The organism is Corynebacterium vitaeruminis (assembly GCF_001054325.1).
Classification (GTDB): Bacteria; Actinomycetota; Actinomycetes; order Mycobacteriales; family Mycobacteriaceae; genus Corynebacterium; species Corynebacterium vitaeruminis_A.
The window spans coordinates 1-24786 of record NZ_JVVM01000022.1; the positions used below are offsets into that span (position 1 = coordinate 1).

The following is a 24786-nucleotide window of genomic DNA, read 5'->3' on the forward strand; positions in this document are numbered from 1 at the left end:
TGTGGGGTGGGTGCTGCGCGCCCCTTTTTTTTACACCCAACAGTAAACGGGAGTCACTTATTTGGCGCGTTTTATTCTTGGGTGTGTTATTAATCCTGCGCCGAGCTGTTTGTCGGCGTTCGTTTTATTTCTATACGCGGCCGGCTGTATCTTTAGAACATGCGTGTGGCAATCGTTACTGGAGCATCTCGCGGTATAGGCGCCGCATTTGCCAACCATCTTGGCGAGACACGTCCTGACGTAGATGAAATTTGGTGTATTTCTCGTAGCTGCAAGGATGGTTCTTTCAGCAAGAAGGCCGGGGGTTTTCCTAATCAAGGTCCGCGCTTCCGTTATCTTCGTCTAGACCAGTCCGATGAAGATTTCGGGGATAAGCTCCAGAGCTATGTTAAGCAACAACATGCGACGATAGTTTATTTAATCCTCAATGCTGCTTACGCGAATTTTGGCGATATTAATCGCCAAGACTTTGCCCACGTTAATCAAATGATTCAGACGAATATTCGTGGAACAGTCGCAGCGGTCTATTCCCTTAGAGATCTATTCGAGAAGAATAGCCATATTATTCTGGTTTCATCGATCTCTACTGTAGCTCCGACGCCGGGATTAGCGGTATACACGGCATCGAAGGCATTTATTCGACATTGGGGGATTAGTCTGAGGGAGGAATTAAAACCTTATGGGGTAAGTGTCACCATCTGTTACCCGGGAAAGGTTGAGACTAAGGCTCTCCGGGACGTCGTGAAGCAGTCGGGGTCGGTGAAGCTGCGTCTTATGCCGAACCAGAACCTCAAGTATTTCGTGCAGCGCACGTTGTGTGCGGCGGAGCGGGGGCAAGCGGAAGTGGCACCTGGTATTTATGGCCTGGTAATGGCGCTGTTTAAGGTTTTACCGAGACGTGCGATTGCCCGTATGGGAAGTTTGGTCTGAGGCCCACGTAAGTTCGCAGTATCAAACTTTTGTTTAACCCCCTGGGTCTAGCCTATTTAGAAACCGGTGTTAGCTGAGTAGGCTACGGAGTATGCGTAAGTTATTCACTGCTGCTTCGGTCTACCTCGGTTTTGGTCTACTCTCCGGCGTTTTTTATCGTGAATTCACCCGTGCGATGGATTTCACGGATAAAACGCAGCTCAATACGCTGCACACGCATTTCCTTGTCCTCGGCACAATCTTTTTCCTGCTTGCATTGGCATTGGATGGCCAATTTAATATCTCAGCAATCAAGGGCTTTGATCGCTGGTTCATCATTCAGAATGTCGGCATTGTTTGGACGATTGGCATGATGGTGGCAAATGGCATTGTCCACGTTGTTTCCGGCCCAGAGGCCTGGGGTGCGATGTACTCGGGAATTGCAGGCCTTGGTCACATTATTCTGACAGTTGGCTTTGTGTGGTTCTTTGTACTGCTCAACAAGGCGCTCAAGATTCGTGAGCGAGATATCCGCAAGGCCAACGCGGCCGCGTAAACGTCCAGCGGAAATGCCGAAGCCGGATAACTGATTCGGCGAAGACATTCAGACGAAATAGGAAACCCCGTGCAGAACCAGTATCTGCACGGGGTACTTTGATGTAATGGCGATTATTCGTCCGCAATAGCGGCTAGGGGTGGCGTCTTCGCGGCTTTCTTACCAGGGCCGAGAGCAGCGACAACGCCCACAAGCACGGAACCAAACAGCATGAAAACAATCTGCAGCCACGGCACCGCGATAGTACTAAGACCCTCATCCTTCAGCACGGTCAGCAGTGACCAGCCGAGGAACAAGCCGAGCACAATACCCATAACCGTCCCGAAAATGGAGATCTCCACAGACTCCAGGCGAATCATGCGGCGAATTCCTGAGCGCTGCATGCCGACGGCCCGAAGCATACCTATCTCCTGGCGGCGCTCGACAACCGAGAGCGCCACAGTATTGATAATGCCCAGAATGGAAATGATGACCGCCAACGCCAGCAGAGCGTAGACGATTCCCAGCATGACATCGATAGAGGCATTAGCCACGCCCGCAAACTCCTTAGCAGTCATCACCTGCACTATGAGGTAGTCCGCAACGGCGTCGCTAAGCTTCTGTTTCATCTCAGCCATAGCGTTGTCATCTGCAGCGATGGAATCGGAAACGTCCACGTAGGTCTGGAACGGCAACAGGTGACTGCTCTTAATATGCTTTTGGGTGGTTTTGTAGGACAACATAATTGACTGACCTGGATCACCAGTGTCAGCAAAGATGCCGGTGACGGGGAGCAGCGTTACGCCGCTCTTGGCAACTACTGCGAGTTCAGTGGCAACGTCCCAACCGTTCTTTTTCGCCGTTGATTCGCTGATGACAATGCCAGCATCCGGCTTCGCCAGGTCAAGGGATCCCCGGATGGCACGAGTGCCGTACCACTTGCCGACGTTGGAGTTGAACACCGACACATTGCTAGTTTCCTGTCCGACTTCCGTTTGTTCGCTGTCGGAAGCCATCATCGTGTCGGCCTCTGCGGGCGAGACAACCATCAGCGCACCAATCGACAAGGTCGCGGTGTCCTCGACGCCATCGGTGTCCTTCACCGCATCCTCGACCCCGATGGGGAGAGCTGAATGGGCGCTCAGAGGCGGAGAGAGCATAAAGTCAGCCGTCAGATTGGTCTCTGACCATTCATTGACCGCCGCCTTCATGGATCCGCCGAACATGCCAATCACGGTCACCAGCGCAAGTCCGAGAGTCAGCGCGAACGACGTGGTTCCCGTCCTACGCGGGTTGCGGTGGGAGTTCGTCGCCGCCAGCTTGCCGACGGCTCCAAAAGGCGCACCCACAATGCGCCCCAACCCTCCGATTAGAGGCTTGGACAGCGCGGGGCCGACAAGCCAGACGGAGGCAACGGCCAACACCGCTCCGGTGCCAACGCAAATGGCGCGGATCTTGGTTTCCGCATCATTCCACTGCAGTGCCAAGACGATGATGGCGATGGCAGCAGCTGCCAGCATAGTGCCGGTCCGGGTACGCTGACTGAGACCATTGTCAGTAGTTTGATCCCCAGAGCGCATGGCCTCCACAGGTGGAACGGCGCCAGCTCGGGCGGCTGGGGTCCAGGCAGCAATCATGGTAATTGCGACGCCGACAATGAGGGGCACGATGACTGCCATCGGTTCGAATGTCAGACCGTCGCCGGGCATGGAGATATTCATTGCATCGAGGAGCATGAATAATCCTTGGCTCAGCCCGAATCCCGTGATTACACCGAGTGTGGAACCGATGAGGCCGACAATGAATGCCTCCAAGAGGACGGACGCGGTGAGTTGTCGTCGTGAAGCACCTAGGGCGCGGAGAAGCGCGAATTCCTTCATGCGCTGAGTGACCAGCATGGTGAAGGTATTAGAAATGAGGAAGATACCGACCAACAGACCGATGAGACCGAAAGCGATGAGGAAGTAGTTGACGAAGCTCAGGGCGGAGGAAACGCGTTCGGAGGCCTCGTCGGCGAGTGTGGAACCGGCCTCTACCTTGAGCTCGGGGAATGCGGCCGCGATGTCGCGGATGAGAGTGGCTGCGTCGGTGGTGGAATCGGCGGCGAGAGTGAACATATCCACGTGACGGTCTCTGCCGTAGAGCTCGCGCCATTGATCTTGAGTGAAAAATACTGCGAGATAGCCGGTTTCGTCGATGGAGGTATCAGCGATGCCAACGACCTTCACCGTCGCCCGCTCGAGGCGGGTGGCCACCTTGATTTCAGTGCCGACGTGGAGGTCGCCGAGTTCGGCGGTAGTCGGGTTAATGACCACCTCACCGGGTGCTTCCGGCACGCGCCCCTCGGTGACCGTGACCTTGTTGCCCACCGCTTCGAGCGCGGGATAGTAGGGAAGACCCATCGATGGCGAACCATTGGTCTGAATCGGCTTGCCGTCGGCTCCCGTGGCCGTGATGCTATTGCTGGGGTTGCCAATGTTGAGGCCGCGCACCCCGGGGAAGTCCTCGATTGCTTGCTCAGTTTCTTGGGTGAGCGCACCGGGATTGTCAGCTGGGGCCGTCACCACCACATCGACGCCGTCATAGGCGGTACTGAGCGCGCCCTTAAAGGCCTTGTCCAGCGAAGATGTGAACACAAATGCGCCGGTGATGAAGGCTGTACCCAGCACGACCGAAATAATCGTGAGCACGAGGCGTAGCTTGTGTGAGGTAATATTGCGCCAGGCGACGCGGCCGAGCGTGGAAGACGATGATGCCATGGGGAGAGACGACCTGCCTTCCTAAAGATTCTCAATATCGGCCATGCGCGCCAAAATATCGGCGGGCGTGGGATTGCGAATCTCTCCAACTACACGACCGTCAGCGAGAAATACCACGCGGTCTGCGTAGGATGCGGCAGTGGCATCATGCGTCACAATGACGACGGTCTGGCCGATGTCATCAACCGCATCGCGGAGGATTGTCAGCACCTCACGCGACGAATTCGAGTCCAAGTTGCCCGTTGGCTCATCGCCGAAGATGATCTCCGGCCGGCTGACAATGGCGCGTGCACAGGCGACACGCTGCTGCTGGCCACCGGACAGTTCCGAGGGGCGGTGCGTAAGCCGTTCATTCAGCCCGAGGCGCGTGGTGATTTCCTCAAACCACTGCTTATCCACCTTCCGACCAGCGATATTGATAGGCAAGGTGATATTCTCCGCCGCAGTCAACGTCGGCACCAGGTTGAAGGACTGGAACACAAAGCCCAGGCGATCACGTCGCAGCGCTGTGATCTCCTTATCCGACAGCTTGGACAGTTCCGTCGTGCCGATGTACGCGCTTCCCGACGTCGCGGAGTCCAAGCCGGCCATGCAGTGCATCAGAGTCGACTTACCCGACCCGGACGGGCCCATAATCGCGGTGAACTCACCGGCGGCAAAAGAGATATCGACATGGTCCAGTGCGGTAACTGCGGCATTGCCGATGCCGTATTTCTTAGTCAGCCCCTCGGCATAGGCAGCTGCCTGCGGGGCGGAGTGCGCAGAAGAAGAACTAGAGGGATTTATAGCGGATGACTTTGCGTGCTTAGCAGGCATGGGGAAAGGGCTTTCTTCTAATTACTTCTGATTAACGTCTAATTAATATCGGGCGCGGTGGGACTATCCGGCAGCGAAAGCGGGTTGAACACGCTACGGCGGGAATGAAACATTCGTTGTTCACCAGTCACGGGGTCGGCAAAACTCATTTCTACGCAAACCAGGTGCAGGGGTTCCGAGATATTCTCGGCCTCCAGCGGCAGAATCTCCGGGTAGTACTGGTCACCCAGGATGGGAAAGCCCAGCTCACTCAAGTGCAGCCGCAGCTGATGAGTGCGTCCGGTGATGGGTTTCAATTGCCACAGCGCAACGCGGCCACTGTCGGCAGCGAGGCCGTCGGCGTCCGAAGGGACGTCGACAAGCGAAATGCGCTCGACAGTGGTGTGGGCGTTTGGCTCGCCCGCGAGAGTGTAGGCCTGCATCTGGCCTGCAATTTTGTGCTGTCGCGTGCGCAGCTCCAGCGGGGTTTCGGGCAGAGAATTACTGACCGCGCCGGCAATGGGCGTGGGTGATGTCAGTGCGTGATAGCGCTTTGTAACCTCCCCAGATGCGAAAAGCCCCTGGTAGGAGCCGCGAACTTCGCGCCGGGCAGTGAAGATGAGCAACCCCGACGTCAGCCTGTCCAGGCGATGTGCCGGAACCAACTCCGGATTCCCCAGCTCCCGCCGCAGGCGCACCACCGCGGTCTCCGTAATGTGTCGGCCGCGCGGCATCGTTGCCAAAAACGACGGCTTGTCGACGACCACAAGGTTGTCATCCTGAAAGACGATCGGCATCGGCCCCGCGATTGTTCGCTCCGGTGCCGGGGTGCGGTAAAACCACATTTCGGCGCCGGGCTTCACCAGATCATCGGGGCTGTACGGCACCGAGTTTGCGCGAACGACCAGCCCATCTGCAAAGCGCTTAGCTACAGCCGCTTCATCGTCGTCCGGATGGCGGTGCGTTTGACCTGCGATAGCGCCTGCGAGCAGATCCCACGCACGGGTAGGAGCATCGCCGCGGCGCCCGGGAGCGGCGATGCGGGATGGGTTGAGCCCATCGCGAATGGGCAGTGGCATGCGACGCATACGGCTGACTTTAACAGGTGCTCCGGATTCACCTGGTGTGCCAGCTGAGCTGCCAGCGCACGGTCGTATTGGTATCGCCCCTAATAGCGTAGGCGGACAACATTTTGACCTGTTGGTCTCGACATATTGGGGGTAGGGTGGAGGTGAAAGTAATAAAGGGGTTGGCTCGAAAGAGCTGACCATATAGCAACGCTTGTCCATTAAAATGGCGTCCAAGCAGGTGCGATAGGTGTAGCTGCGTTGCGGTCTGGCCGCGGAGAGCCAATTTTTATGGATCGCATAATAAGGAGGCAATCAATGCCAAGGCAGAACATCATTGTGTGCGCGGTCGATGGCTCAGAGGCGTCCAAGACCGCCGTCAAGTGGGCCGCTAACACTGCAGTGAAGCGCGGTGAGCCGCTCCGTCTGGTCAGCAGCTATTCAATGCCGCAGTTCCTCTACGCAGAGGGCATGGTTCCGCCGCAAGAGCTTTACGACGATCTTGAGGCCGAGACCTTGGAGAAGATTAACGAGGCCAAGAAGATTGCCCTCGACTTTGCCCCGTCGGTTGATGTCAGCCATCAGATTGAAGAGGGCAGCCCGATTGACATGCTGCTCGACTTGTCTGAGCAGGCAACCATGGTGGTTATGGGTTCCCGCGGTCTGGGTGGGCTCTCTGGCATGGTCATGGGTTCGGTTTCCGCAGCTGTTGTTTCCCACGCATCCTGCCCGGTTGTTGTTGTCCGAGAGGACAACCTGGTTACCGATGAGACCAAGTACGGCCCGGTCGTTGTCGGTGTCGATGGCTCCGATATTTCCGAAAAGGCAACGGAGTACGCATTCCGTGAGGCCGATGCCCGCGGTGCAGAGCTAATCGCAGTTCACACCTGGATGGACATGCAGGTACAGGCTTCCTTGGCCGGTCTGTCTGCAGCTCAGAGCCAGTGGCAGGTTGTGGAAGAGGAGCAGAAGGCTCTGCTCGGCCACCGTCTGGAAAAGTACGCTAAGAAGTACCCGGATGTAGCCATCAAGAAGGTTGTTACCCGTGACCGTCCGGTTCGTGCACTGGCTGACGCATCGGAAGGCGCTCAGTTGTTGGTCGTCGGTAGCCATGGCCGCGGTGGTTTCAAGGGCATGCTGCTCGGCTCCACCTCGCGTGCACTGCTGCAGGCTGCTGCCTGCCCGATGATGGTTGTCCGCCCGGAAACTGACGCCGCTTAAAGCGCACTCCGAGGAGACTGAGAAAAGACGCGGTACCGGTCGTGGAGGTGCGTTTAGCGCCGAGAACAGAAACCGTTACCGAATATTTATAAGTAGAACCTAGCCGGTTTCCGACATGTCTCGGAGGTCGGCTTCGGTTTATATAAATGGGGCCTCTCGTCTGCATAAACCCCGTTTTCATGCAGAAAGTACAGATCCTATAAGGGTTTTCCCGTGGTTATCCGACTGTTATCTCGCTAGTTTCCCAGTGGCCGAAATGGCCTGATAGTGCTTGCAGTAGGTGCAAGATATTTTGGAAAGCCTTATAGTTGAGTCAGAACGATTTCGGAAAGGAATATCTATCATGAACGAGATTCTTCTTGCTGCCTCCTTTAGCCCCTCTCTGGGCTTCCTCGGTTGGATTATCATCGGTGGCCTTGCCGGTTGGATTGGTTCCAAGATTATGGGCACCGATGCTTCGATGGGTGTCACCCTGAATATTGTCGTCGGTATTGTCGGTGGCTTCCTCGGCGGTTGGCTGCTCACCCTGTTCGGCGTTGATGTCGCCGGTGGTGGAATGATCTTCAGCTTCCTTACGTGTCTGCTCGGCGCCGTGATTTTGCTGTGGATTGTCGGCCTGGTTCAGAAGCGTAAGTAAACCAACTAACTGAACAAACAGCGCAGGGCATCTCAATAACATTGAGATGCCCCTTTTTGTTGTGCGGTTGTCGTGAAGTTGGCGTTCTGCGGTTGTCGCGACATCTGTTGGGGGCAGCAATCATCGCACGCTAAAGTAGGACTAGAGGCTGAAAGACTGACTAGTTTGTTCTTTTACAAAATCACAGTCGCAGATACGCCTACAATGGAATATCACAGACTATGAACGCCCTGTTCAGTGTCGCTCAAGCATTGGCGCTATTGCCGGAATTTGCGATAAAGCAGCTGCTAAAACAGGGTGCGACTTTGGAAGGACGAGAGGTACTGCCGTGGCAGAAGCGACAACGGGCAAGGGCGTAAAAGGCGGCCGCGCTTCCTCTCGCCGTCGTAACCGCCCCAGTCCGCGGGAGCGTCTCCTGGCATCAGCGACAGCTCTGTTTACAACGGAGGGCATCCGGGTTGTCGGCATTGACCGCATCTTGCGGGAAGCTGATGTCGCCAAAGCCAGCCTGTACTCGCTGTTTGGATCCAAGGACAAGCTAGTCATCGCGTATCTGCAAGACCTCGACGCCAAATGGCGGGAGGCTTGGGAGCAGCGAGTGGCCTCGTTGGATACCCCGGCGGAGAAGATTCTCGCGTTCTTCGATCAGTGTATTGCGGAACAACCGGCGATTGACTTCCGTGGTTCACACTTCCAGAACGCAGCAAGTGAATATCCACGGCCGGAAACGGAGTCGGAGCAGGACATCCGTCAGGCCGCAGCCAATCACCGTTCCTGGGTTTGGCAACAGCTACACACGCTGCTGACTGAAAATGAATCTAGTATGCCGTCCGCTCACGCAAATATGCTGTTGCTCTACCTCGACGGCGGACTCGCGGGTGCCAAGATGTCCAAGGACTTGAACCCGCTGCAGATGGCGCGCGACCTGGCTCGTGACCTGGTCACGTAAATACTTAATTCCCTTTTTTTAACGCGCCCTAGTTCGCGCCTTTTTACTCACGGGCTAATCCCGGAAGCGTTTCCAGTCCGACTCCTTCGAGCCGGTGGCTTTCTTAACCATATTCTTCGTATTCTGGCCGAGCATGATTCCCAGGTTCTGCGCAATCAGGATTGGCTTCGGCCGTTTCTGTGCTTTTTGAGCCTTCTCGGCTTGTCGTTTCATGTCGTCCCGCACTTTAGCCAGGCCGGGAAGCGGCGGAACTATACCCGAGGAAATCTTCATATCCTGCGTCAGGGACGGCAAATTGTCCTGAGCGCCAGGCCGCATCTGGGTCACCATGTAGCGAACCTTCGCAATTTTCAAAGCCTGGGCATATTCTTCTTCCTGTTTTGCTTTACGACGGTCCTGTGAAGCCTTCTCAATTGCGGCATATTCGCTCTTATACTGCTTCATCTTCCACGGAGCGAATGCGGATTTGATATAAAAGCGACGCTTGGCCTGCTTTAACTTCTTCTTTTCGTCCCGCTCCGATTCGTATTCACCCTTTTGGTGGTTTTGCAGAGTTTGGAAATCGTCTGTGAGCGGGTAAATCTTCTCCACATGACGGGTAAGAATAATGTTTTGGGTCAGTGTCCAAAAGTTATTGGTGACCCAGTAGACAATTAGGGCCACGGGTGTTGGGCCAAAGAACCCCGCGAAAAGAATCATCAGCGGTGCGTAGATAAGCATTACGCGCATGAATTTGCTGAGGAATACGCTGACGCTATTGGAATAGTCGAGAGTGCGCTGCAACCGGCGGTAGGAAACGACCAAGTTAAAACAGGTAAAAATGGCTGCTGCCACGATGCCGATAATGCAAAAAGTCAACAGCGAATCTCGATTGCCCCCGAGGATCTCCAGTTGCTCCTGGTTCATGCGCAGATACGCGGGTAGAGGCTGCCCCAAGAATGTCGCACTCAGAAAATTCGAGATTTCATCCTTGGAGATAAATCCGACATTGTGAGATGCAGGCAGCCCGGGTCCCTCAGAGGCCTTCAGCATCTGTCGCAACATGCGAACCAGACCCATAATCACAGGAACCTGGACAAAGAGCGGTGCCAGCATAACGGAGGTCTTAATGCCCTCGTTCTTGCGCATCTCCTTACTGGCGTAGTTGACGTATTGTGGAGAGTTCGGCTCGATGCTCCTGCGGTAGCGCTCCTTGAGCACAAACAGCTGCGGCCGCAGATTGGCCGTCTTACGCGCCGAGACATACTGCTGAAACGCGAGGAATGCCAGTGCGCTACGCACGGTAAACACCAGCAGGAAGAGGGATAGTGTCCAGGACAGGGAAGACGGCAGGTGAAGCACTGAGGCCAGCAAAAGGTGCCACACCTTAAGGACAAACGAGACCAGCCAAACAAATGGTTCCAAAATAACCACGGGCCGACTCCTCCATGTCAAGGACTAGAAAAGAAAGACAACCGGATAAGCCCGGTGTGCCGATTCCAGCCGCTATCCTAGCGACTCGAATCACGTGCCCCAACTTAAAACAGGGTCCCGCTGAGACGGAACCCTGTTTTAAGTTGGGAAAGCTGGATGAAATCCAGCGGAAGGTAAGCGAACCTGGGGAGGGGGAACTAATTAGCGCTCTCGTACTTTTCAATAATGTGCTTCGGCAGAGCACCACGATCCGCTACATCCATGCCGTTCTCTCGTGCCCACTGGCGAATCTTACGATTGCGATCACGAGCCTCAGCGGCATTGGGGTTAGCGGCGGAAGAGCGCTTACGTGGAGCCACAACCGTGCTGTGGTCAATAGATGCCTTCGCAATATACGGTTCTAATACCTGCTCGAACTTCTCAGCATTTTCCTGAGAAAGGTCGAGAATATAGTTTTTTCCACGGAAGGAAAAACGAACGACTTGGTGATCCGCGGAATCAAGCGGAGTCCCATCGAGGTCGTCGATGTACTGAATTAGCTCGCGGCGTGCCATAGAATCCCTGTCTAAACTTGGTGCTGAACTTGCAATAATGAAGAAAGCTTACGGTGAAACTTCAATACCGTGATACTTCAAACAATATCAAGTCCTATTTTCATTCCCCCACAGTATAAGTGCAAAGAATTTTAATGTCCATTGACGATAATTAAGTTAGATTGTGCAACTTATATTAAATACATGGTTTGTTAATAATTGGATTAATAGTGCAGGGTAATTGAGAAAATTAAAAGACGGCCCTGCGTAATAAGCAGGGCCGTCTTAGACAGCAGTTATGCTACCGAGGGCAGTGTAGGATGCGCTCTCGGTGATCGTCGTAAAGCGAAAGGGTGGGAGGGCGATTAAGCCTGAGTCATGCCCTGACCAGGCTTGCCGCGATAGGTAGCGGCAACGTAAAGTGGCTGGTTCGGCTCCTCCTTGACCTCGACGAGGCGGTACTCAGCAGTAACGTCCTCGCGGCCGAAGTAGACAGCGGCGTAGCCGTGGCGGTCGAACTCGAGGTAGTTGACGTACGGGTTTGCAGCTTTGAGACCAGCGGTAGCAGCCAGGGAAATCGGGTTGTCCTGAGGCAGCATCACGATGTCGTCGACGTTCGGGGCGCTGACGGAAGTACAGACAATCTCAATGGCGGCAATGCCGCCACTCGGGTACTGGCCCGGAACCTTCGGCACGTTGCAGCTCCAGGAAGAGTGGATGTCGCCGGTGAGGAAGACAACGTTGTCGTAGCCTTCCTTATCCATGATGTCAATCAGCTTACGACGTTCAGCAGCGTAGCCATCCCACTGATCCAGGTTGTACGGCAGACCGTCCTGCGGCAGGCTCAGCAGCTCGGTGACAGCGCGAGTGGCCTCCGGATCCAGCGGCGGAACCAGGCACTGGGTGAACATGACCGAGTTACCCACGACACGCCACTTTGCGCTCGAGGAACGCCACTGGCCGAGCAGGTAGTTAAACTGCTCAGAGCCGAGCATGGTGCGATTCTCGTCATCGGTCTGGCCAGCGCGGATGAACTTCAGCTGCTCGTCGCGGTAGGTGCGCAGATCCAACATGGTCAAATCTGCGAGATCGCCAAAGCGGAAGCTGCGGTAGAGCTTGCCACCCTTGGAGAACGGGACAGCGCGGACCGGCAGCCACTCCAAGTAAGCCTGGATAGCGGCATCGCGGCGGGCAATGTAGTCGCCCTCGGTCTCCGGGTCGTGGTTCTCGGCACCACTGCGCCAGTCGTCGTTGGCGACCTCATGGTCATCCCAGGTCACAATCCACGGCTTTGCGCGGTGAGCTTCCTGCAGGTCTGCGTCGGTGCGGTAGGTGGCGTAGCGCAGACGGTAGTCAGCCAGAGAGATAATCTCGTGAGCCGGCTTGTGGTCACGAACCGGGCCCTTGCCGGCGTAGCCACCGGCCTCGTACTCATAGATGTAGTCGCCGACACACATGATGATGTCGATGCGGTCATTTTCCGCCATATCGCGGTAAGCGGAGAAGAAACCGCTCTCCCAGTTAGCGCAGGAAGTCAGCGCGATACCCAGGTGATCCGGCGAAGAGTTCACCGGCGGAGCAGTGCGGGTCTGACCAACCGGGGAAACCTGACCAGCGTAGTCACCAGCGGTGACAGTAAAGCGGTAGAAGTAGTAGGAATCAGCGGAAAGACCCTTGACATCAATCTTGACGGTGTTGTCAGCATCCGGGTCGGTGTTCAGGGCACCAGAGGCAATGATGTTGCCGAAGCCCTCATCGGAAGCGACTTCCCACTTCAGGGCAACCGGACGGCCCTGGTTAGCACCTGCGGTATCGCCTGGGTGCGAGGTTACGCGGGTCCAGATAAGAACGGAGTCCGGCAGCGGATCGCCGGAGGCCACGCTGTGCTGGAAGACCTGGAAACCACCGGATTCACCAGTATTAGCTGGAGACTGTGGCTGGGATTCGACATTTGCCGCCGCATTGGTAGCGGTTGCCAGGCCGATAGCGCCGGCTGCGGCACCGGTAGCACCGGCGCGCAGTACGGTACGACGAGAAGGGGTAAAAGGCTTTTGGGCTGTTGCGTCGCTATTCGAGACCACGCCGTTCGGGTTCGAGGCTGCAGTCTGAGAATTATCTGAAGATGGCATAGCCCTCATTACAGTACCTCTCAGTTCATGACGCCATCGGTGGAAAAAATTACCCCGATACGGGGGTATAAAGAGCGAAAGCGCGACTATTGCTGCTCAACAACAGTCGCGCTTAAGTCGACGCGTCTAGGCTTACGGCCTTAATCCGAACCGGTCAGGTTTACGCGCCCAGCTCCGAAATGATCTGGCGATCCAGCGAATCCAGCTCTGCGGTAATGGAGTGGTGCGCGCGGCGACGCTGCTCTGGAGTCATCTTCTCGGCGGCGCTAATGGCATCAGCCATGACATCCAGACGCGAGTTAGCATCCTTGATAAAGCCGTCAGTGCCCTTGGCGCCCGACTTACGCAGCTCTGTCAGTGAACCGCGAGTGGCCTCAATGCGGGCGAGTAGCGGTGCACCGTGCCCCTGGTAGCGAGCGGCATCGTCAGCGGAAACGCCGAACTTCTGCGCTGCCGCTGAGTGCTCACGGCGCTGAACGGCAGTGATGGCGCGGTAAGCCAGCGGAACCAGAACCGGCACCAGCAGGCGTGCGCCACCAATCCACGACTTTGCCTTGTCCTTGGTGAAGCCCTGGTTGCGCTGCTGTTCCAGAATCTTCTCGGCCATCTTGGTCTGGTGACGCTGCTTGGCGGCCAGTGCCTTCTTCTCGTCCTTGGCACTTGCCTTGCGCATCTTCTCCGCGCGCTTCAGAGCACGGTTTTCCAGCTTGAGTTCCTTCTTACTGAGCTTTTCCTCAGAACGAACGCGGTCAGCGGCCTCCTTCAGCTCTAACTTGTGCTGGTGCTTCTGGTCGCGCTTCGCGGCCTTGACCTCAGCCTTGTGGGCCTTGCGATTAAGTCGAGCTGCGTGGCGAGCCTCTTCCTTGGCCTTCGCCTTGGCAGCCTTAACCTGCTTGGCGGTTTCGCGCCGACGCTCACGGATGTCACCCAAGAAGCTCATTTTTTCCTTCGCCTAGTTGCTCGCAGATAGTTCCTCCGGAAAGGCGGGGCGGAAAACCCTTGACCCCAACCGCACCAGAGTGCGCTTGCCAGATGCAGTGGCTGCATCACGATTCTTGCCATCCCAGCTTAACGTGAAACTTCCTACCGAGTGGCGATACGCTAATTCTCATTGTGACTGATTCATCCGTTTCGCGCCCGCTTCTCCACGCGAGCGACCTCATCGGCTGCCGCTATCGGCTGAGCCTCGACCTCCGCGAGGGTCGGCTTGTCGAACCCGCTTCCCACCACGAACACCGCTTGCCGACGTCCATCGCGTCCATCCCCGGCCTGTACACCGTGACCCCGGGGGCGGACGCACACCTGGATACCCTCGAGGCCATCGCCCGTGGAGAAAACATCATCGCCGGTGGCGTGCTCATGCATGAGCGTCCTATTCCCGGTGGGGTGTACTCGGGAATCGACGAGATTTGCCACCCAGATCTGCTGGTCAAGGTTGATGATGTGCCACAGACGACCTCCCCGACGTATATGCCGGTGCTTGTTGTCACACGGCACCTGCTTTCTGCGCGCAAACAGGGCCGGCGGCGTAAGCCGTCGTCAAGCAATGCGGCGCGTGCGGCGGCGATGCAGGTACGACTGTTGGGCGTTGATCGTCTTGGGCGTGATGGCGTGATGGGGCGGACGTTGCGTCAGGCGATGGTCGTCACGGACGAGTGGAAGTTGCGGCATTACGGACCTGACGCTGTGAAGCTCGGACAGGCGGCCGCGATACTGCATCGGTTGGGCGTGTGCTGTGGCTTGGTAGGGGCGATTAGCGCCACTGGAATGAACCTGGATACACGGCATATCGTGATTGCCGATGAGGGCTCGCGCGTGGCGTCGTACCGTATGGCGTTGCGGGACGCGCGCGATGCCGTCGCTGCCACTCAGGGGCGACCGTCACGGTTTACGCCGGGGATCTGGCCGCTGGCGCCGCGGCGTATTCGAGAGTGTCGAACCTGCCGTCACCACGACTCCTGCTTCGACGAGCTGACCGCAAGTGACGACATTTCCCTCCTCCTACCAGGCGATAAGTCGATGCGGCTGCGCAGCGTAGGCATCGACACGGTCACGGCACTGGCGCAGGCGAGTACCAACACTCCGCACGTCAGCAAGGAGCAGGTGTGGATGGCGCGGGCACGGCTTGCCGACGTCGACGCGCTCCGGGTAACCGCCAAGACATCGGCCCCGCGTGGCGATGTTGAGATGGACATCGATATGGAGGCCTACCCCAATGACGGCGCCTACCTGTGGGGAACATGGGTGCCTGGAGAGGACTACCGCGGATTCATCACCTGGGAGCCGCCGGGGCCAGAAGGACTCGGTGGCGCAGCGGAGGCCAGGAATTTTGCCATTTTCTGGGATTACCTGATGGGGCGCCGCAATGCAGCGCACGAACAGGGCAAGACCTTTCGCGCCTATTGTTGGGCGGCGGAGGGCGAGAACTACTGGCTGCGTCAGAGTGCGAGACGTTTTGGTGGGCAGGAATTTGTGGTGCCCGCAGATACGGCGGATTTGGCCACGGGCGAGGCGGCTGGTTCCGGCTCCGAGGTAGGAGGCCCCACAAAGATTGTGCGGGTGCCTACCCGCGAAGAGGTGGACAAGTTCATTGCCTCGGCTGACTGGGTGGACATGCTGAAGGTCGCCCGCCGTCAGATTCTCTCTACCGTCGGCATGGGGCTTAAAGTCGTGGCCCCGTGGTCGGGCTTCCACTGGCGCGATGCCGATGTCGATGGCGAGGCGTCGCTGGACCTGTATCGCATTGCGACGGCCACCGATCTCGACTTTGTCGCGGAACAGTCCTTTGAAAAGCTCACACAAGCCGAGGCTCGCGCCATGCTACTGCGCTACAACGGTGATGACTGCCGCTCGGTTGCCCACGTCCGCGACTGGCTGGAGTCACAGCGCGCGGCAGCAGATCTGCCGCATGGCGATGACCTGCCGGTGCCTTAGAGCTCTAACCACGCGCCCACGTGCCGCGCCGGGCGAACTTCGGTGAGACCTTCTTCATTGCAGCATTGCGGATAATGGCCGTGTTCTTGCGGGCCAGCAGCAGCAACTGCTGAGTGCGCTCGGCGCGGAATGTAGAACGCGGGGAGCGGTGCACATCGCGGAAGAGGCGTTTCGTCGCCGCCAGCTGATCCGGCGAGCGCGTCGCCAGCTGGGCTAGCTTCTCCTTGGCTAGCTCAAGTGTGGCAGTTTCTGTCTCCACGGCCCACGTCGCCAGACCAATCTCAGTGGCGTCCTTGCCACTGAGCTCCTCGCCGGACATGGTCAGCCAACGCGCAGTATCGGCGCTGACTTCATCGAGAATGGTTCGCATGCCCGACATATCCGGAATCAGACCCCACTTCGCTTCGAGAATCGGCCACTTGGCGTCGTTCGTTGTGATCCGGAAATCGGCACCCAGCGCAATCTGTAGACCACCGCCGTAGCAATGCCCATGTACCGCCGCAATGACCGGCACCGGCAGGCGTCGCCAGTCCCAGCAGGCGCGCTGGAACAGGTTGGTGCCGTGAATATCAGGGACAAATGAGCGCAAAACACGCGAGGGCTTCTTAAACGCTGAGGCGAAATCGAGTCCAGCGCAAAATGACTTGCCTTCGCCCCGCAGGATTACACCTCGCAAATCGCGGTCGGCTGCCAGCTTCCGGGCGACGGCGGACAGCTCGGTCAGCATCTCAAGGGTTAGACCGTTGAGCTTATTTCCGCGGTCCAAACTGACGACGGCGATTTTCGCCGTCTCTGCATCAGCCACGGCGAGGTTTTCATAGGTGACGGTGACGTTATTGCTGGTGCTCATGGGCATTAACGCTAAACGACGGCCACGGGTACTGCCCAAGAAATACCAAAAGTCGTCTGAATCAGGGCATAAGAAACCGACCCGCTGAGGGTAAACCCGTCAGCGAGCCGGTAAGCCATCTTTAGCGCGCGGCAGGGACGCGTAAAAAGGCCGCGCGCTGTTAGCCAAGATTACTTGGCAGCTGCGAACAGCTCTGCAGCGTAATCCCAGTTGAAGACGTTCCAGACAGCCTTGACGTAGTCAGCCTTGACGTTCTTGTACTGCAGGTAGAAAGCGTGCTCCCACATATCCAGCAGCAGAACCGGCTTCAGGTTGATGGACAGGTTGCCCTGCTGGTCAGTCATCTGCTCAATAACCAGGCGCTCTGCGATGGTGTCGTAACCCAGGACGGCCCAGCCGGAGCCCTGCAGGCCCAGAGCAGCAGCGTTGAAGTGAGCCTGGAACTTCTCGAAAGAGCCGAAGTCGCGCTCGATAGCCTCAGCCAGCTCACCAGTCGGCTGGCCGCCACCGTTCGGGGACAGCAGCTTCCAGAACAGGGAGTGGTTGGTGTGGCCACCCAGGTTAAAGGCCAAATCCTTGGACAGGCCGGTAACAGCTGCGAAGTCGCCGGACTCGCGAGCAGCGGCGAGCTTCTCCAGTGCAGCGTTTGCACCATTGACGTAATTAGCGTGGTGCTTGCTGTGGTGCAGCTCCATAATCTCGCCGGAGATGTGCGGCTCCAGAGCGTCGTAAGCGTAATCCAGCTCAGGAAGTTCGTACTTAGTCATTAGGAAAATTCCTCCTCAACACGTTTTTAGGTTGTGCCGTCGATGGTACTCAAGATGTGAAGATGCGCAACCATTTAAGCAATATAATTAGTGCGAAATTCGCGGAAAGCGCTGTTCAGGAGTAATTGTCACAAGTTTATGAACGTGGTGGCTGATTGCGGCGAATCCACTTACTCACGCGCTTGAAGCGCATTCCGGCCGCGCCACCCAGGTCGTCGGCAAGCGGAATATCGAGAATGGATGCCCACGTCGGCAGCATTTCTTCCTCGTAGCGGTGACCGTGGCCACCCGGGACAGTGACGGACGCGAGGCCGTCGATAAGCACCTGCCAGAAGGTGACGAACGGGTACCAGCGCATGGAGGGCAGTACGTCACGGCCGACGCGCTCGGCAAGCCAGTCGGGGCGACGCCAGGCCAGCGGGTAATCCCACCACACGATGGGGTCGGAGGCATGCTGCAAGAATGCGACGCGCGGGAACTCCCACGGTCCGAACTTGGTGCCATAGAAGGAGTAGTACAGCTCGTCGGGGCGCGTAGCGAAGCGGATGTTGCGACCCTCGTCGATCACCGGAGCGATTTCCGGGGAACCCTTTGTACGACGGTGCGTCAGCTCTTTCCACATCGCGGAGAACTGTGGTGCGCCAGTCCAGACGGCACCGTCGACACGCGCGAGCATGTCGGCGGAATTCTCGAATGCGCCGAGACCGCCGAATCCGCCGAGGGATTCACCGGCGACATAGACCTTTGGCCGGTCGTTTTCCGGCATCTTGTCCACTTCCTGCAACACCCGGTGAATAAGCGTGTGACCGGCTGCGAGTGGAGTTTCGTGGTCCGTTAGCCAGGCCACTGGAGAGGGGAGGTCGGAGTACTGCAGAGCGACGGTGGCGCAGTTGCCAAGCGTCAAGAACTCTGCGGCCTGCGCCGACCATGGTGGCACCCAACCAGTGCCGGTAGTGGTGAAGACAACTAGGTGATCACGCCGGAATGCGCCAGTGCGGTGCATCTCGCGGATGATGAGCTCCGCTTGTTCCCGCAGCGAACGGCCGGGCACCTTGCCCGCATAAATGCGGATAGGCTCCTGCAGTTCGGAGAGTGGCTTGCCGGTGACCGCTGCCAAGTCGCGGGCACGGGGGCCTTCGGCGACGAAGACGCGCCCCTCGGCGCCAAGTGCGTGCCACGGCTCCAGCGACCACGGGCTACCGGAACGCTCTGGCTCCCACGGCTGCATGCGGCCGGGAACGACCAGCGTGTTCAGGTAGTGAGACTTCTTGGCAATGGATTCGAAAGTCCGACGGATGAGCAGTCGATCAATGCTGGCGGCCACGGCGCCACCGACGATGGCGCCGCTGAGGACTGGGGCGAGACCGCGGGGCAGCCAGGGGCGGAGGTTGTCCCGCAGCAAGTCATAGCCGCGGTTGGCTAAAGCGGTTAGGCCTCGGGTGGTCAGGTAGAGACCGCTGGCAATGATCGTGGAGGCGAGTTGGCTACGTGCGGACTCCTGCTCATCCTTGCCCACCAGTCGGCCGATTTCGCGCTGCTGGGAAATGGAACGCAGCCACAGCGCCGCGGTGGTGGCCGTGGTGGCCACATGCCAGGTCACAGCCAGCGCGCGTTCGTGCCGGGGAGCCAGCGCAAAGCGACTGAGTGGAGTGGTGGCCAGACGCCGCATCGTCGTGTTGTAGCCATAGCCGACGGCCACACCAGTAACATGGCCCGCCAGCTGTGCCAGGAAAGTCACAGTAACGGTGGCCGTTCGCGTGCGCGGCATCAGCGAGGGGCTAAAGGCAGCCCAGGACGCAATTTCTGCACCAATCAAACCGGGGTTTGAAGGAATGCCCGCCCGTAGTGCGCTGCGGATAGTGCCAGGGCCGGTACCTAGGAGCCGTTCGCGAAAGACCTTCGCGGCCATCAGGCTACCGGTGCCAACTGCGCCCAGCGCTTTGGCTGTGCCAGCTGTGCCGGTTATTCCTGTAATTCCTGTTCGCGCTGCTCGTGCCGCTTGCACTGTCCTGGCGGTCGCGATTGGCTGAGCTGCAGCTGTGTTGCTCGTAGACGCAATCGAGGGCGCAATTGAAGTAAATGCGCGACGCAGGAATCCCATGACTCCCATCATGGCAAAATTTTTTCCTCGGGGTTATGTATCCCGCGCCAGTTGGCTGTGCAACGCGTAACCTGTGGAGTGTCGCAACTTTTCCGAATCGGTTGAGAAGGATCCGAGAGCTATGAAGCTATCCACAGGAAATAAGGTTGTGCTCATCGGTGCTGGCGACGTGGGCGTGGCATACGCGTACTCGCTAGTCAACCAGGGCACTGTCGACCATTTGGCCATCATTGACATCGACGAGAAGAAGACGATGGGCAACGTCATGGACTTAAACCATGGCGTCGTGTGGGCATCGTCGCGCACCAAAGTCACCCAGGGCACGTACGCCGACTGTGACGACGCCGCGCTGGTGGTCATCTGCGCAGGCGCAGCACAAAAGCCGGGCGAGACTCGCCTACAGCTGGTGGACAAGAACATGAAAATCATGAAGTCCATCGTCGATTCCGTTATGGCCAGCGGTTTTGATGGGCTCCTGCTGATTGCCTCCAACCCCGTCGACGTACTCACCTACGCCGCTTGGAAGTACTCCGGGCTGCCACACAATCGTGTCTTCGGCTCCGGCACCATCCTGGACACCGCACGTTTCCGCTACATGCTGGGTGAATACTACGATGTTTCCCCGATGAGTGTGCACGCTTACATCATCGGTGAACACGGCGACTCCGAGCTGCCAGTATTGTCCAGCGCCAATGTCGCAGGCGTCGGCCTGTCCAAGAGGCTCGCTGCCGACCCCGCGCTTCACGACGAGCTGGAGAACATCTTTATCCGAACCCGTGATGCCGCCTACGAGATTATCGATGCCAAGGGCTCCACTTCTTACGGAATCGGTATGGGATTGGCCCGCATCACCCGCGCCATTTTCCAAAACGAAGAAGTAGCTCTGCCGGTCTCCGCATACCTGCAGGGCGAGTACGGTCATGAGGACGTTTTTATCGGCACACCAGCCATTGTGAACCGCCGAGGCATTCGACGTGTTATCGAGATTGAGCTGGATGAATACGAAAAGAAGCAGTTGGACAAGTCTGTTCAGACTCTCCGTGAGGTGCAGGACCCGTTCTGGAAGTAGGTGCCGGTAGCGAAAGTAGATGTCTTCTCGACATGCGCTTTCGGCCATCTCATTTGAGAATGAGAGTGCCTACCTTTCATTGACCCGCGTGGCCGACTCTGGCCGACGCTTCGTCTTAAACACAGGAGTGCTTTCTCTATGGCAGCGCAGAGCCCTCAAGCCCCAGCAACTGACAACATTGAAAGCGATGCGGGCGTACCGCGTCTGGATGACCTCATCAGCAAGGTCACTGACCTGATTACAGAGTTGGACGACGTCTCGGCGGAGGCATCTGCATTACTTTCAGATGTGCCGGAAGAGCGCCGTCGCCATGCGGAAAACCTGCTGCACTACGCACACCTGCGCACAATTGACATTCGTGAGCTGCAGAACAGCCTGCACGACCTCGGCGTGACCAGCCTGACTACGGTGGAGACTTTCACTCGAGGCCGCCTCGAGCTAGCTCTCAACGCGCTGTTGGCACTGGCGGGCCGAACCTCGGGTATCGATGTTGCCCGCATCATCGCTGATGATGCGGGCGCGGATATCGCTCTGGATAACAATGCCACCGAGCTATTCGGCCAGGAGCGCGAGGATGTCACTTCGCACATCATGGTGACCCTGCCAGCCGAGGCTGCCGACGATGCCGAACTGGTCGAAAACTTCGCTGTCGCCGGTATGGATCTCGCCCGTATCAACTGCGCCCACGACGGCCCTGAGCAGTGGCGTCGCATGATTGACAACGTCAATGCTGCAGCTGAGAAGGTCGGTCGCCGTATTTTCGTGTCCATGGATCTGGCTGGCCCGAAGCTGCGCACCGGCGACATCGAACCGGGGCCCCGCGTGGGCCGTGCTCGCGTTATGCGTGACGACGCCGGCACGGTTATCGCCAAGTCCAAGATTTGGCTGACACCCCGTCTGGACGAGAACCCTAAGCCAGCTCCGAGCGATCTGCCGGGTCGCCCAGCTCTGCCGTTAGAAGCAGATCAGGGTTGGTTGGAGCAGCTGCAGCTCGAGGACGTCATCACGCTGCATGACTCCCGCTCGGCCAAGCGTCACTTCACCGTTGTGCGCATCGACACCGACGCCGAGGGCGAGGTCGAGGCTGTCCTTGCCGAGGGCGAAAAGAACGCCTGGATCGCCGAGGGCACACACCTGCGCAGCAACTACGAGGTCACGCGCGCTGGTGGTGTGCCACCGACCGTGCAAAAGCTGCGCTTCTACACCGGTGATGAGTTTATTCTCACCAGCCGCGAGGAAATCACCACCATTCCACGCACAAATGACGAGATTCCTCGTGTCTCCTGCTCGCTGCCGTCTGCCGTGGCAGCTCTGAAACCGGGCGATCCGGTACTTTTCGACGACGGTGCACTTGGCGCTGAGGTGGTTGAGGTCTCCGAGACGTCGTCAAGCGAAGATAGTCACGTCGATGCCCGGCTGCGTGTCCTGCGTACGAAGCCGAATGGTCAGCCGCTGGCGGCGCATAAGGGCATCAATCTGCCGAACACCGACCTGCCGCTCAATTCGCTTACCGACGAAGACATCGAGCACCTGCGCTTCGTGGTGGAGCATGCGGATATCGCTGCGGTGAGCTTTATCCGTACGCAGGAGGATGCAGAGTACGTCTACAAGGTGCTCGACGAGATTGCGGCAGAGCATGAGGCTGAGGGGCGTGAGGATCTGGCATGGCGGGCTCGTAACCTGGGCATTGTGCTGAAGATTGAGACGATTCCGGCGTTCCAGAATCTGCCCGGAATTATCATCACCAGCATGAAGCGCGCCAAGTCCGGTCTGATGATTGCTCGCGGTGACCTGGCTGTGGAGCTGGGCTTCGACCGCATGGGCGAGGTTCCAGGCCAGATTCTGACGCTGGCGCAGGCAGCCGGTGTGCCGACCATTCTGGGTACTCAGGTGCTGGAGAACATGGCAAAGGCGGGCCTGCCGTCTCGCGCGGAGATTACCGACGCGGCCTTCGCCCTGCGTGCTGAGTGCGTGATGTTGAACAAGGGTCCGCACATCACCGAGGCCATCGCCATTTTGAACAACCTGGCACGGAAGATGGGTCGCTCGCAGCGCAAGAGCCGCATCATGCTGCGGAAGATTCGCAGCTGGTCGGACTAGTAGCTTAGTTATTGGCTGAACTGGTAGTCGGGCTAATTTAGGTAGGTTAGGGGAGCGCACCTAAAAACACCGCGGGCGAAATGACTGCGGAAGAAAGCCGGCCACGCGCGAGAGACGCGAGAGAGGAGCCCTGCGGAAGATGTCTAATGAACAGGCAGAAAACGCGGGGTGGGCCGTGCCGCCGCCGTCTCCAAAACAGCACATGCAGCAGATGCCGCCACAGGTGGTGATGCCACCGCAGCAGGCTTGGCAACCACCTGTGGCGGATTCGACCATCACCGGTGCGACACCGCGCTGGAAGGCCGATGAGATTATTCGCAAGCGCGCGGACAGTGTCTTTCGGTGGGCGATGAGTGGCGCCGGGGTTTTCGCCGCATTTGCCGTGTTTGTCTGGATGAGCATTCTGAGTCCAGGTCAGGATCTGGTGGTTTCCCTCCTCGGCGAATTGGGAGCATGGGCTTTCGGTCTCTGCGGAATGGTTTCCCTGATTGGCCTGGGTTTTTCGGTCTACAAGACCCTCCAGGCGCTGGGCGACCGCGCCACTTATGCCCGCCCACTGCTCTCTCGCACGGCAACCGATGTGCGCACAATGCACATGTGGCCAGTGCGCAACATCACAGGGCCGGTAGCGGCTCTGGCAGAGACAGGAGTCACTGCCGTGATGGGGCCAGGTCGCTTTATCTGGTATCTGGCCTGTGTTTTGTGGCCACTTGCAGTGGGTTGGTTCATCGCCGCCGACGTATCCCGGACGTACTTTCAGGCCGGAATCATCACCGTTTTGGCCTGTATCGCCACTGCCCTTACGGCGCGGCTACTCCGCTATGTGTTGGCTCCCGAGGAAGTACATCGCAACATTCCCGTTGGGGCCGGTCGCGAGCGCACTCAGCCCGGTTTCTGGTCCAAGGGCTTCATCCCCAGCGAAGCTACCGATGAGCAGGGGGAGGCGGGCGCAATGGCCGTCGACAAGCAGCTTTTCGAAGGAACGGCGAGCGATTTCGTCGACGATTTTTATAAGTAGCCGAGGCAGTCGCGAAGTACGGGCGGCGAATAGGTATTCTGTGGCCTTGTGGGAAAGAAAACTCGTAAGAAGAATAATCAGGCCCCGGAGGGCATGAGCCGTCGCCAGGCGAAGCTGGCCGCCCGCGCCGCTGAGCGTGCGGCACTGCTGGGCAATCCGCGTCCTTTCAAGGACTACGATGAAGAGGCCGACATCGTGGCTGTTCGCGAGTTCGCCCCGGCTGTGGTCATTCCGGTCACGGTTGCTGGCGCCGAGCGTGACATCAAGCTCTGCACCGTGCTGCCAGGTGGCGTTGCCGCACTGACGCGCGCCGCTGACCAGGGCAATGAGGCTTTCGTCGCGCTGCAGACGCAGGCTCGCACCAATGACGGCGCTGCAGATCTCTCCCGTGCGCTGGCATGGGCTCGCGACGCAGAGTCGGGTCAGCAGCTCTCCGCCGCCACCGACGGCGAGGCCGCACCGCTTACCGACGTTCTGACCGCCGTGGATCTCGACAACATGGAGGTCCACCAGGACTTTGAGTGGTGGATTCCTGAGGGCACCGAGCGCACCCCAATGATTGAGCAGAACCTGGCCGTGGCTAACGACGCAGTTTTGCCGTCGTACCGCCTGGACGCGAAGGTCGCTGGTGCTGTCTGGTGGATTGATCCGGGCGAGCGCGCTCACATCCGCTGGGTGCGTCGTGAAGATGAGAAGCCGCTGCTGGATGCCTTGGCACGCGTGCACGCTGCGGACAACCTCTCGCTGGGCGAGGGCACGAAGTTCGCTGGTGTCTTCCGTACCGATGGCGTGCTGGTGCCGGTCTGGGACCTGGACAACACCAAGCCGTACGACCACTGGACTGCCGCCGTGGAAGAGGCCGACAAGCGTATCGCTGAAGCGCTGGCCAGCGAAGAGCCCCTGACCGCCGAGGAGCGCAAGTCCCGTGAGACCATCGTGTCGCGTCAGGTGACCATTCGGAACTAGACGGTTAGGCAGCGAGTCCTAACTAGCTTGAAGA

At 58.1% G+C, this 24786-nt stretch carries 20 protein-coding genes; 10 read left to right on the plus strand and 10 right to left on the minus strand.

Features of this window, described 5'->3' with window-relative positions; translation table 11 throughout:
- Nucleotides 1-159 precede the first annotated feature (159 nt).
- Together ADA16_RS06000 and ADA16_RS06005 are read left to right on the plus strand one after the other, a co-directional pair.
- Nucleotides 160-930, plus strand: a complete 771-nt coding sequence (locus tag ADA16_RS06000) for an SDR family NAD(P)-dependent oxidoreductase (RefSeq protein ID WP_048760093.1) — start codon at nt 160-162, stop codon at nt 928-930.
- Nucleotides 931-1021: 91 nt separating this feature from the next.
- The gene (locus ADA16_RS06005; protein ID WP_048760094.1) at nt 1022-1465 is read left to right on the plus strand and encodes a DUF2871 domain-containing protein; all 444 of its coding nucleotides are present in this window, start codon (nt 1022-1024) and stop codon (nt 1463-1465) included.
- A gap of 113 nt (nt 1466-1578) precedes the next feature.
- Here ADA16_RS06005 and ADA16_RS06010 read toward each other — a convergent pair whose 3' ends face one another.
- The 3 genes from ADA16_RS06010 to ADA16_RS06020 are packed head-to-tail and all read right to left on the minus strand — an operon-like array spanning nt 1579 to nt 6086.
- Entirely contained in the window at nt 1579-4203 is a 2625-nt protein-coding gene (locus tag ADA16_RS06010; RefSeq protein WP_048760096.1) for an ABC transporter permease, read from the minus strand.
- A gap of 21 nt (nt 4204-4224) precedes the next feature.
- The gene (locus tag ADA16_RS06015) at nt 4225-5019 is read right to left on the minus strand and encodes an ABC transporter ATP-binding protein (protein WP_193387492.1); all 795 of its coding nucleotides are present in this window, start codon (nt 5017-5019) and stop codon (nt 4225-4227) included.
- Nucleotides 5020-5057: 38 nt separating this feature from the next.
- Entirely contained in the window at nt 5058-6086 is a 1029-nt protein-coding gene (locus ADA16_RS06020) for a pseudouridine synthase (RefSeq protein ID WP_048760097.1), read from the minus strand.
- Nucleotides 6087-6383: 297 nt separating this feature from the next.
- Here ADA16_RS06020 and ADA16_RS06025 point away from each other — a divergent pair, with 297 nt between their 5' ends.
- The 3 genes from ADA16_RS06025 (at nt 6384) to ADA16_RS06035 (ending at nt 8872) form a co-directional block, all read left to right on the plus strand.
- The gene (locus tag ADA16_RS06025) at nt 6384-7286 is read left to right on the plus strand and encodes a universal stress protein (protein ID WP_048760099.1); all 903 of its coding nucleotides are present in this window, start codon (nt 6384-6386) and stop codon (nt 7284-7286) included.
- 343 nt (nt 7287-7629) lie between these two features.
- Nucleotides 7630-7923 carry a GlsB/YeaQ/YmgE family stress response membrane protein gene (locus ADA16_RS06030; protein WP_048760100.1) on the plus strand — a complete coding sequence of 98 codons (294 nt, stop codon included), beginning with the start codon at nt 7630-7632 and terminating at the stop codon, nt 7921-7923.
- Nucleotides 7924-8251: 328 nt separating this feature from the next.
- Nucleotides 8252-8872 (plus strand): TetR/AcrR family transcriptional regulator, encoded by a 621-nt coding sequence (locus ADA16_RS06035; protein WP_048760102.1) that lies wholly within the window; start codon nt 8252-8254, stop codon nt 8870-8872.
- A gap of 54 nt (nt 8873-8926) precedes the next feature.
- Here ADA16_RS06035 and yidC read toward each other — a convergent pair whose 3' ends face one another.
- The 4 genes from yidC to ADA16_RS06055 all read right to left on the minus strand — a co-directional run bounded on the left by yidC (nt 8927) and on the right by ADA16_RS06055 (nt 13887).
- Nucleotides 8927-10285: a membrane protein insertase YidC gene (gene yidC / locus ADA16_RS06040; protein ID WP_048760104.1), complete on the minus strand. Its 1359-nt coding sequence runs from the start codon at nt 10283-10285 to the stop codon at nt 8927-8929.
- 197 nt (nt 10286-10482) lie between these two features.
- Nucleotides 10483-10839: a histone-like nucleoid-structuring protein Lsr2 gene (locus tag ADA16_RS06045; protein ID WP_048760105.1), complete on the minus strand. Its 357-nt coding sequence runs from the start codon at nt 10837-10839 to the stop codon at nt 10483-10485.
- Nucleotides 10840-11183: 344 nt separating this feature from the next.
- Nucleotides 11184-12947: an alkaline phosphatase D family protein gene (locus ADA16_RS06050; protein ID WP_239659367.1), complete on the minus strand. Its 1764-nt coding sequence runs from the start codon at nt 12945-12947 to the stop codon at nt 11184-11186.
- 160 nt (nt 12948-13107) lie between these two features.
- Nucleotides 13108-13887, minus strand: a complete 780-nt coding sequence (locus ADA16_RS06055; RefSeq protein WP_048760106.1) for a DUF6474 family protein — start codon at nt 13885-13887, stop codon at nt 13108-13110.
- A 173-nt stretch (nt 13888-14060) separates the two neighbouring features.
- On the opposite strand from ADA16_RS06055, the gene ADA16_RS06060 reads away from it, so the two are divergent.
- Nucleotides 14061-15881 (plus strand): ribonuclease H-like domain-containing protein, encoded by a 1821-nt coding sequence (locus tag ADA16_RS06060; protein WP_048760107.1) that lies wholly within the window; start codon nt 14061-14063, stop codon nt 15879-15881.
- Between the two features lie 4 nt (nt 15882-15885).
- Here the strand turns inward: ADA16_RS06060 and ADA16_RS06065 are convergent, their stop codons facing one another.
- From ADA16_RS06065 to ADA16_RS06075, 3 genes are all read right to left on the minus strand, one after another.
- A complete protein-coding gene (locus tag ADA16_RS06065) occupies nt 15886-16731 on the minus strand; it encodes a crotonase/enoyl-CoA hydratase family protein (protein WP_048760108.1) in 846 nt (281 codons plus the stop codon).
- Between the two features lie 170 nt (nt 16732-16901).
- Nucleotides 16902-17498 (minus strand): superoxide dismutase, encoded by a 597-nt coding sequence (locus tag ADA16_RS06070; protein ID WP_005510435.1) that lies wholly within the window; start codon nt 17496-17498, stop codon nt 16902-16904.
- A 136-nt stretch (nt 17499-17634) separates the two neighbouring features.
- Nucleotides 17635-19611, minus strand: coding sequence for an alpha/beta-hydrolase family protein (locus ADA16_RS06075; RefSeq protein ID WP_048760109.1), 1977 nt, complete (start codon nt 19609-19611; stop codon nt 17635-17637).
- Nucleotides 19612-19720: 109 nt separating this feature from the next.
- On the opposite strand from ADA16_RS06075, the gene ADA16_RS06080 reads away from it, so the two are divergent.
- From ADA16_RS06080 to ADA16_RS06095, 4 genes are all read left to right on the plus strand, one after another.
- Nucleotides 19721-20668 (plus strand): L-lactate dehydrogenase, encoded by a 948-nt coding sequence (locus tag ADA16_RS06080; RefSeq protein WP_048760110.1) that lies wholly within the window; start codon nt 19721-19723, stop codon nt 20666-20668.
- Between the two features lie 138 nt (nt 20669-20806).
- The gene (locus ADA16_RS06085) at nt 20807-22768 is read left to right on the plus strand and encodes a pyruvate kinase (protein ID WP_082150670.1); all 1962 of its coding nucleotides are present in this window, start codon (nt 20807-20809) and stop codon (nt 22766-22768) included.
- Nucleotides 22769-22907: 139 nt separating this feature from the next.
- Entirely contained in the window at nt 22908-23786 is an 879-nt protein-coding gene (locus ADA16_RS06090; protein ID WP_048760111.1) for a hypothetical protein, read from the plus strand.
- A gap of 48 nt (nt 23787-23834) precedes the next feature.
- Nucleotides 23835-24752 carry a DUF5926 family protein gene (locus ADA16_RS06095; protein WP_048760112.1) on the plus strand — a complete coding sequence of 306 codons (918 nt, stop codon included), beginning with the start codon at nt 23835-23837 and terminating at the stop codon, nt 24750-24752.
- Nucleotides 24753-24786: the final 34 nt, after the last annotated feature.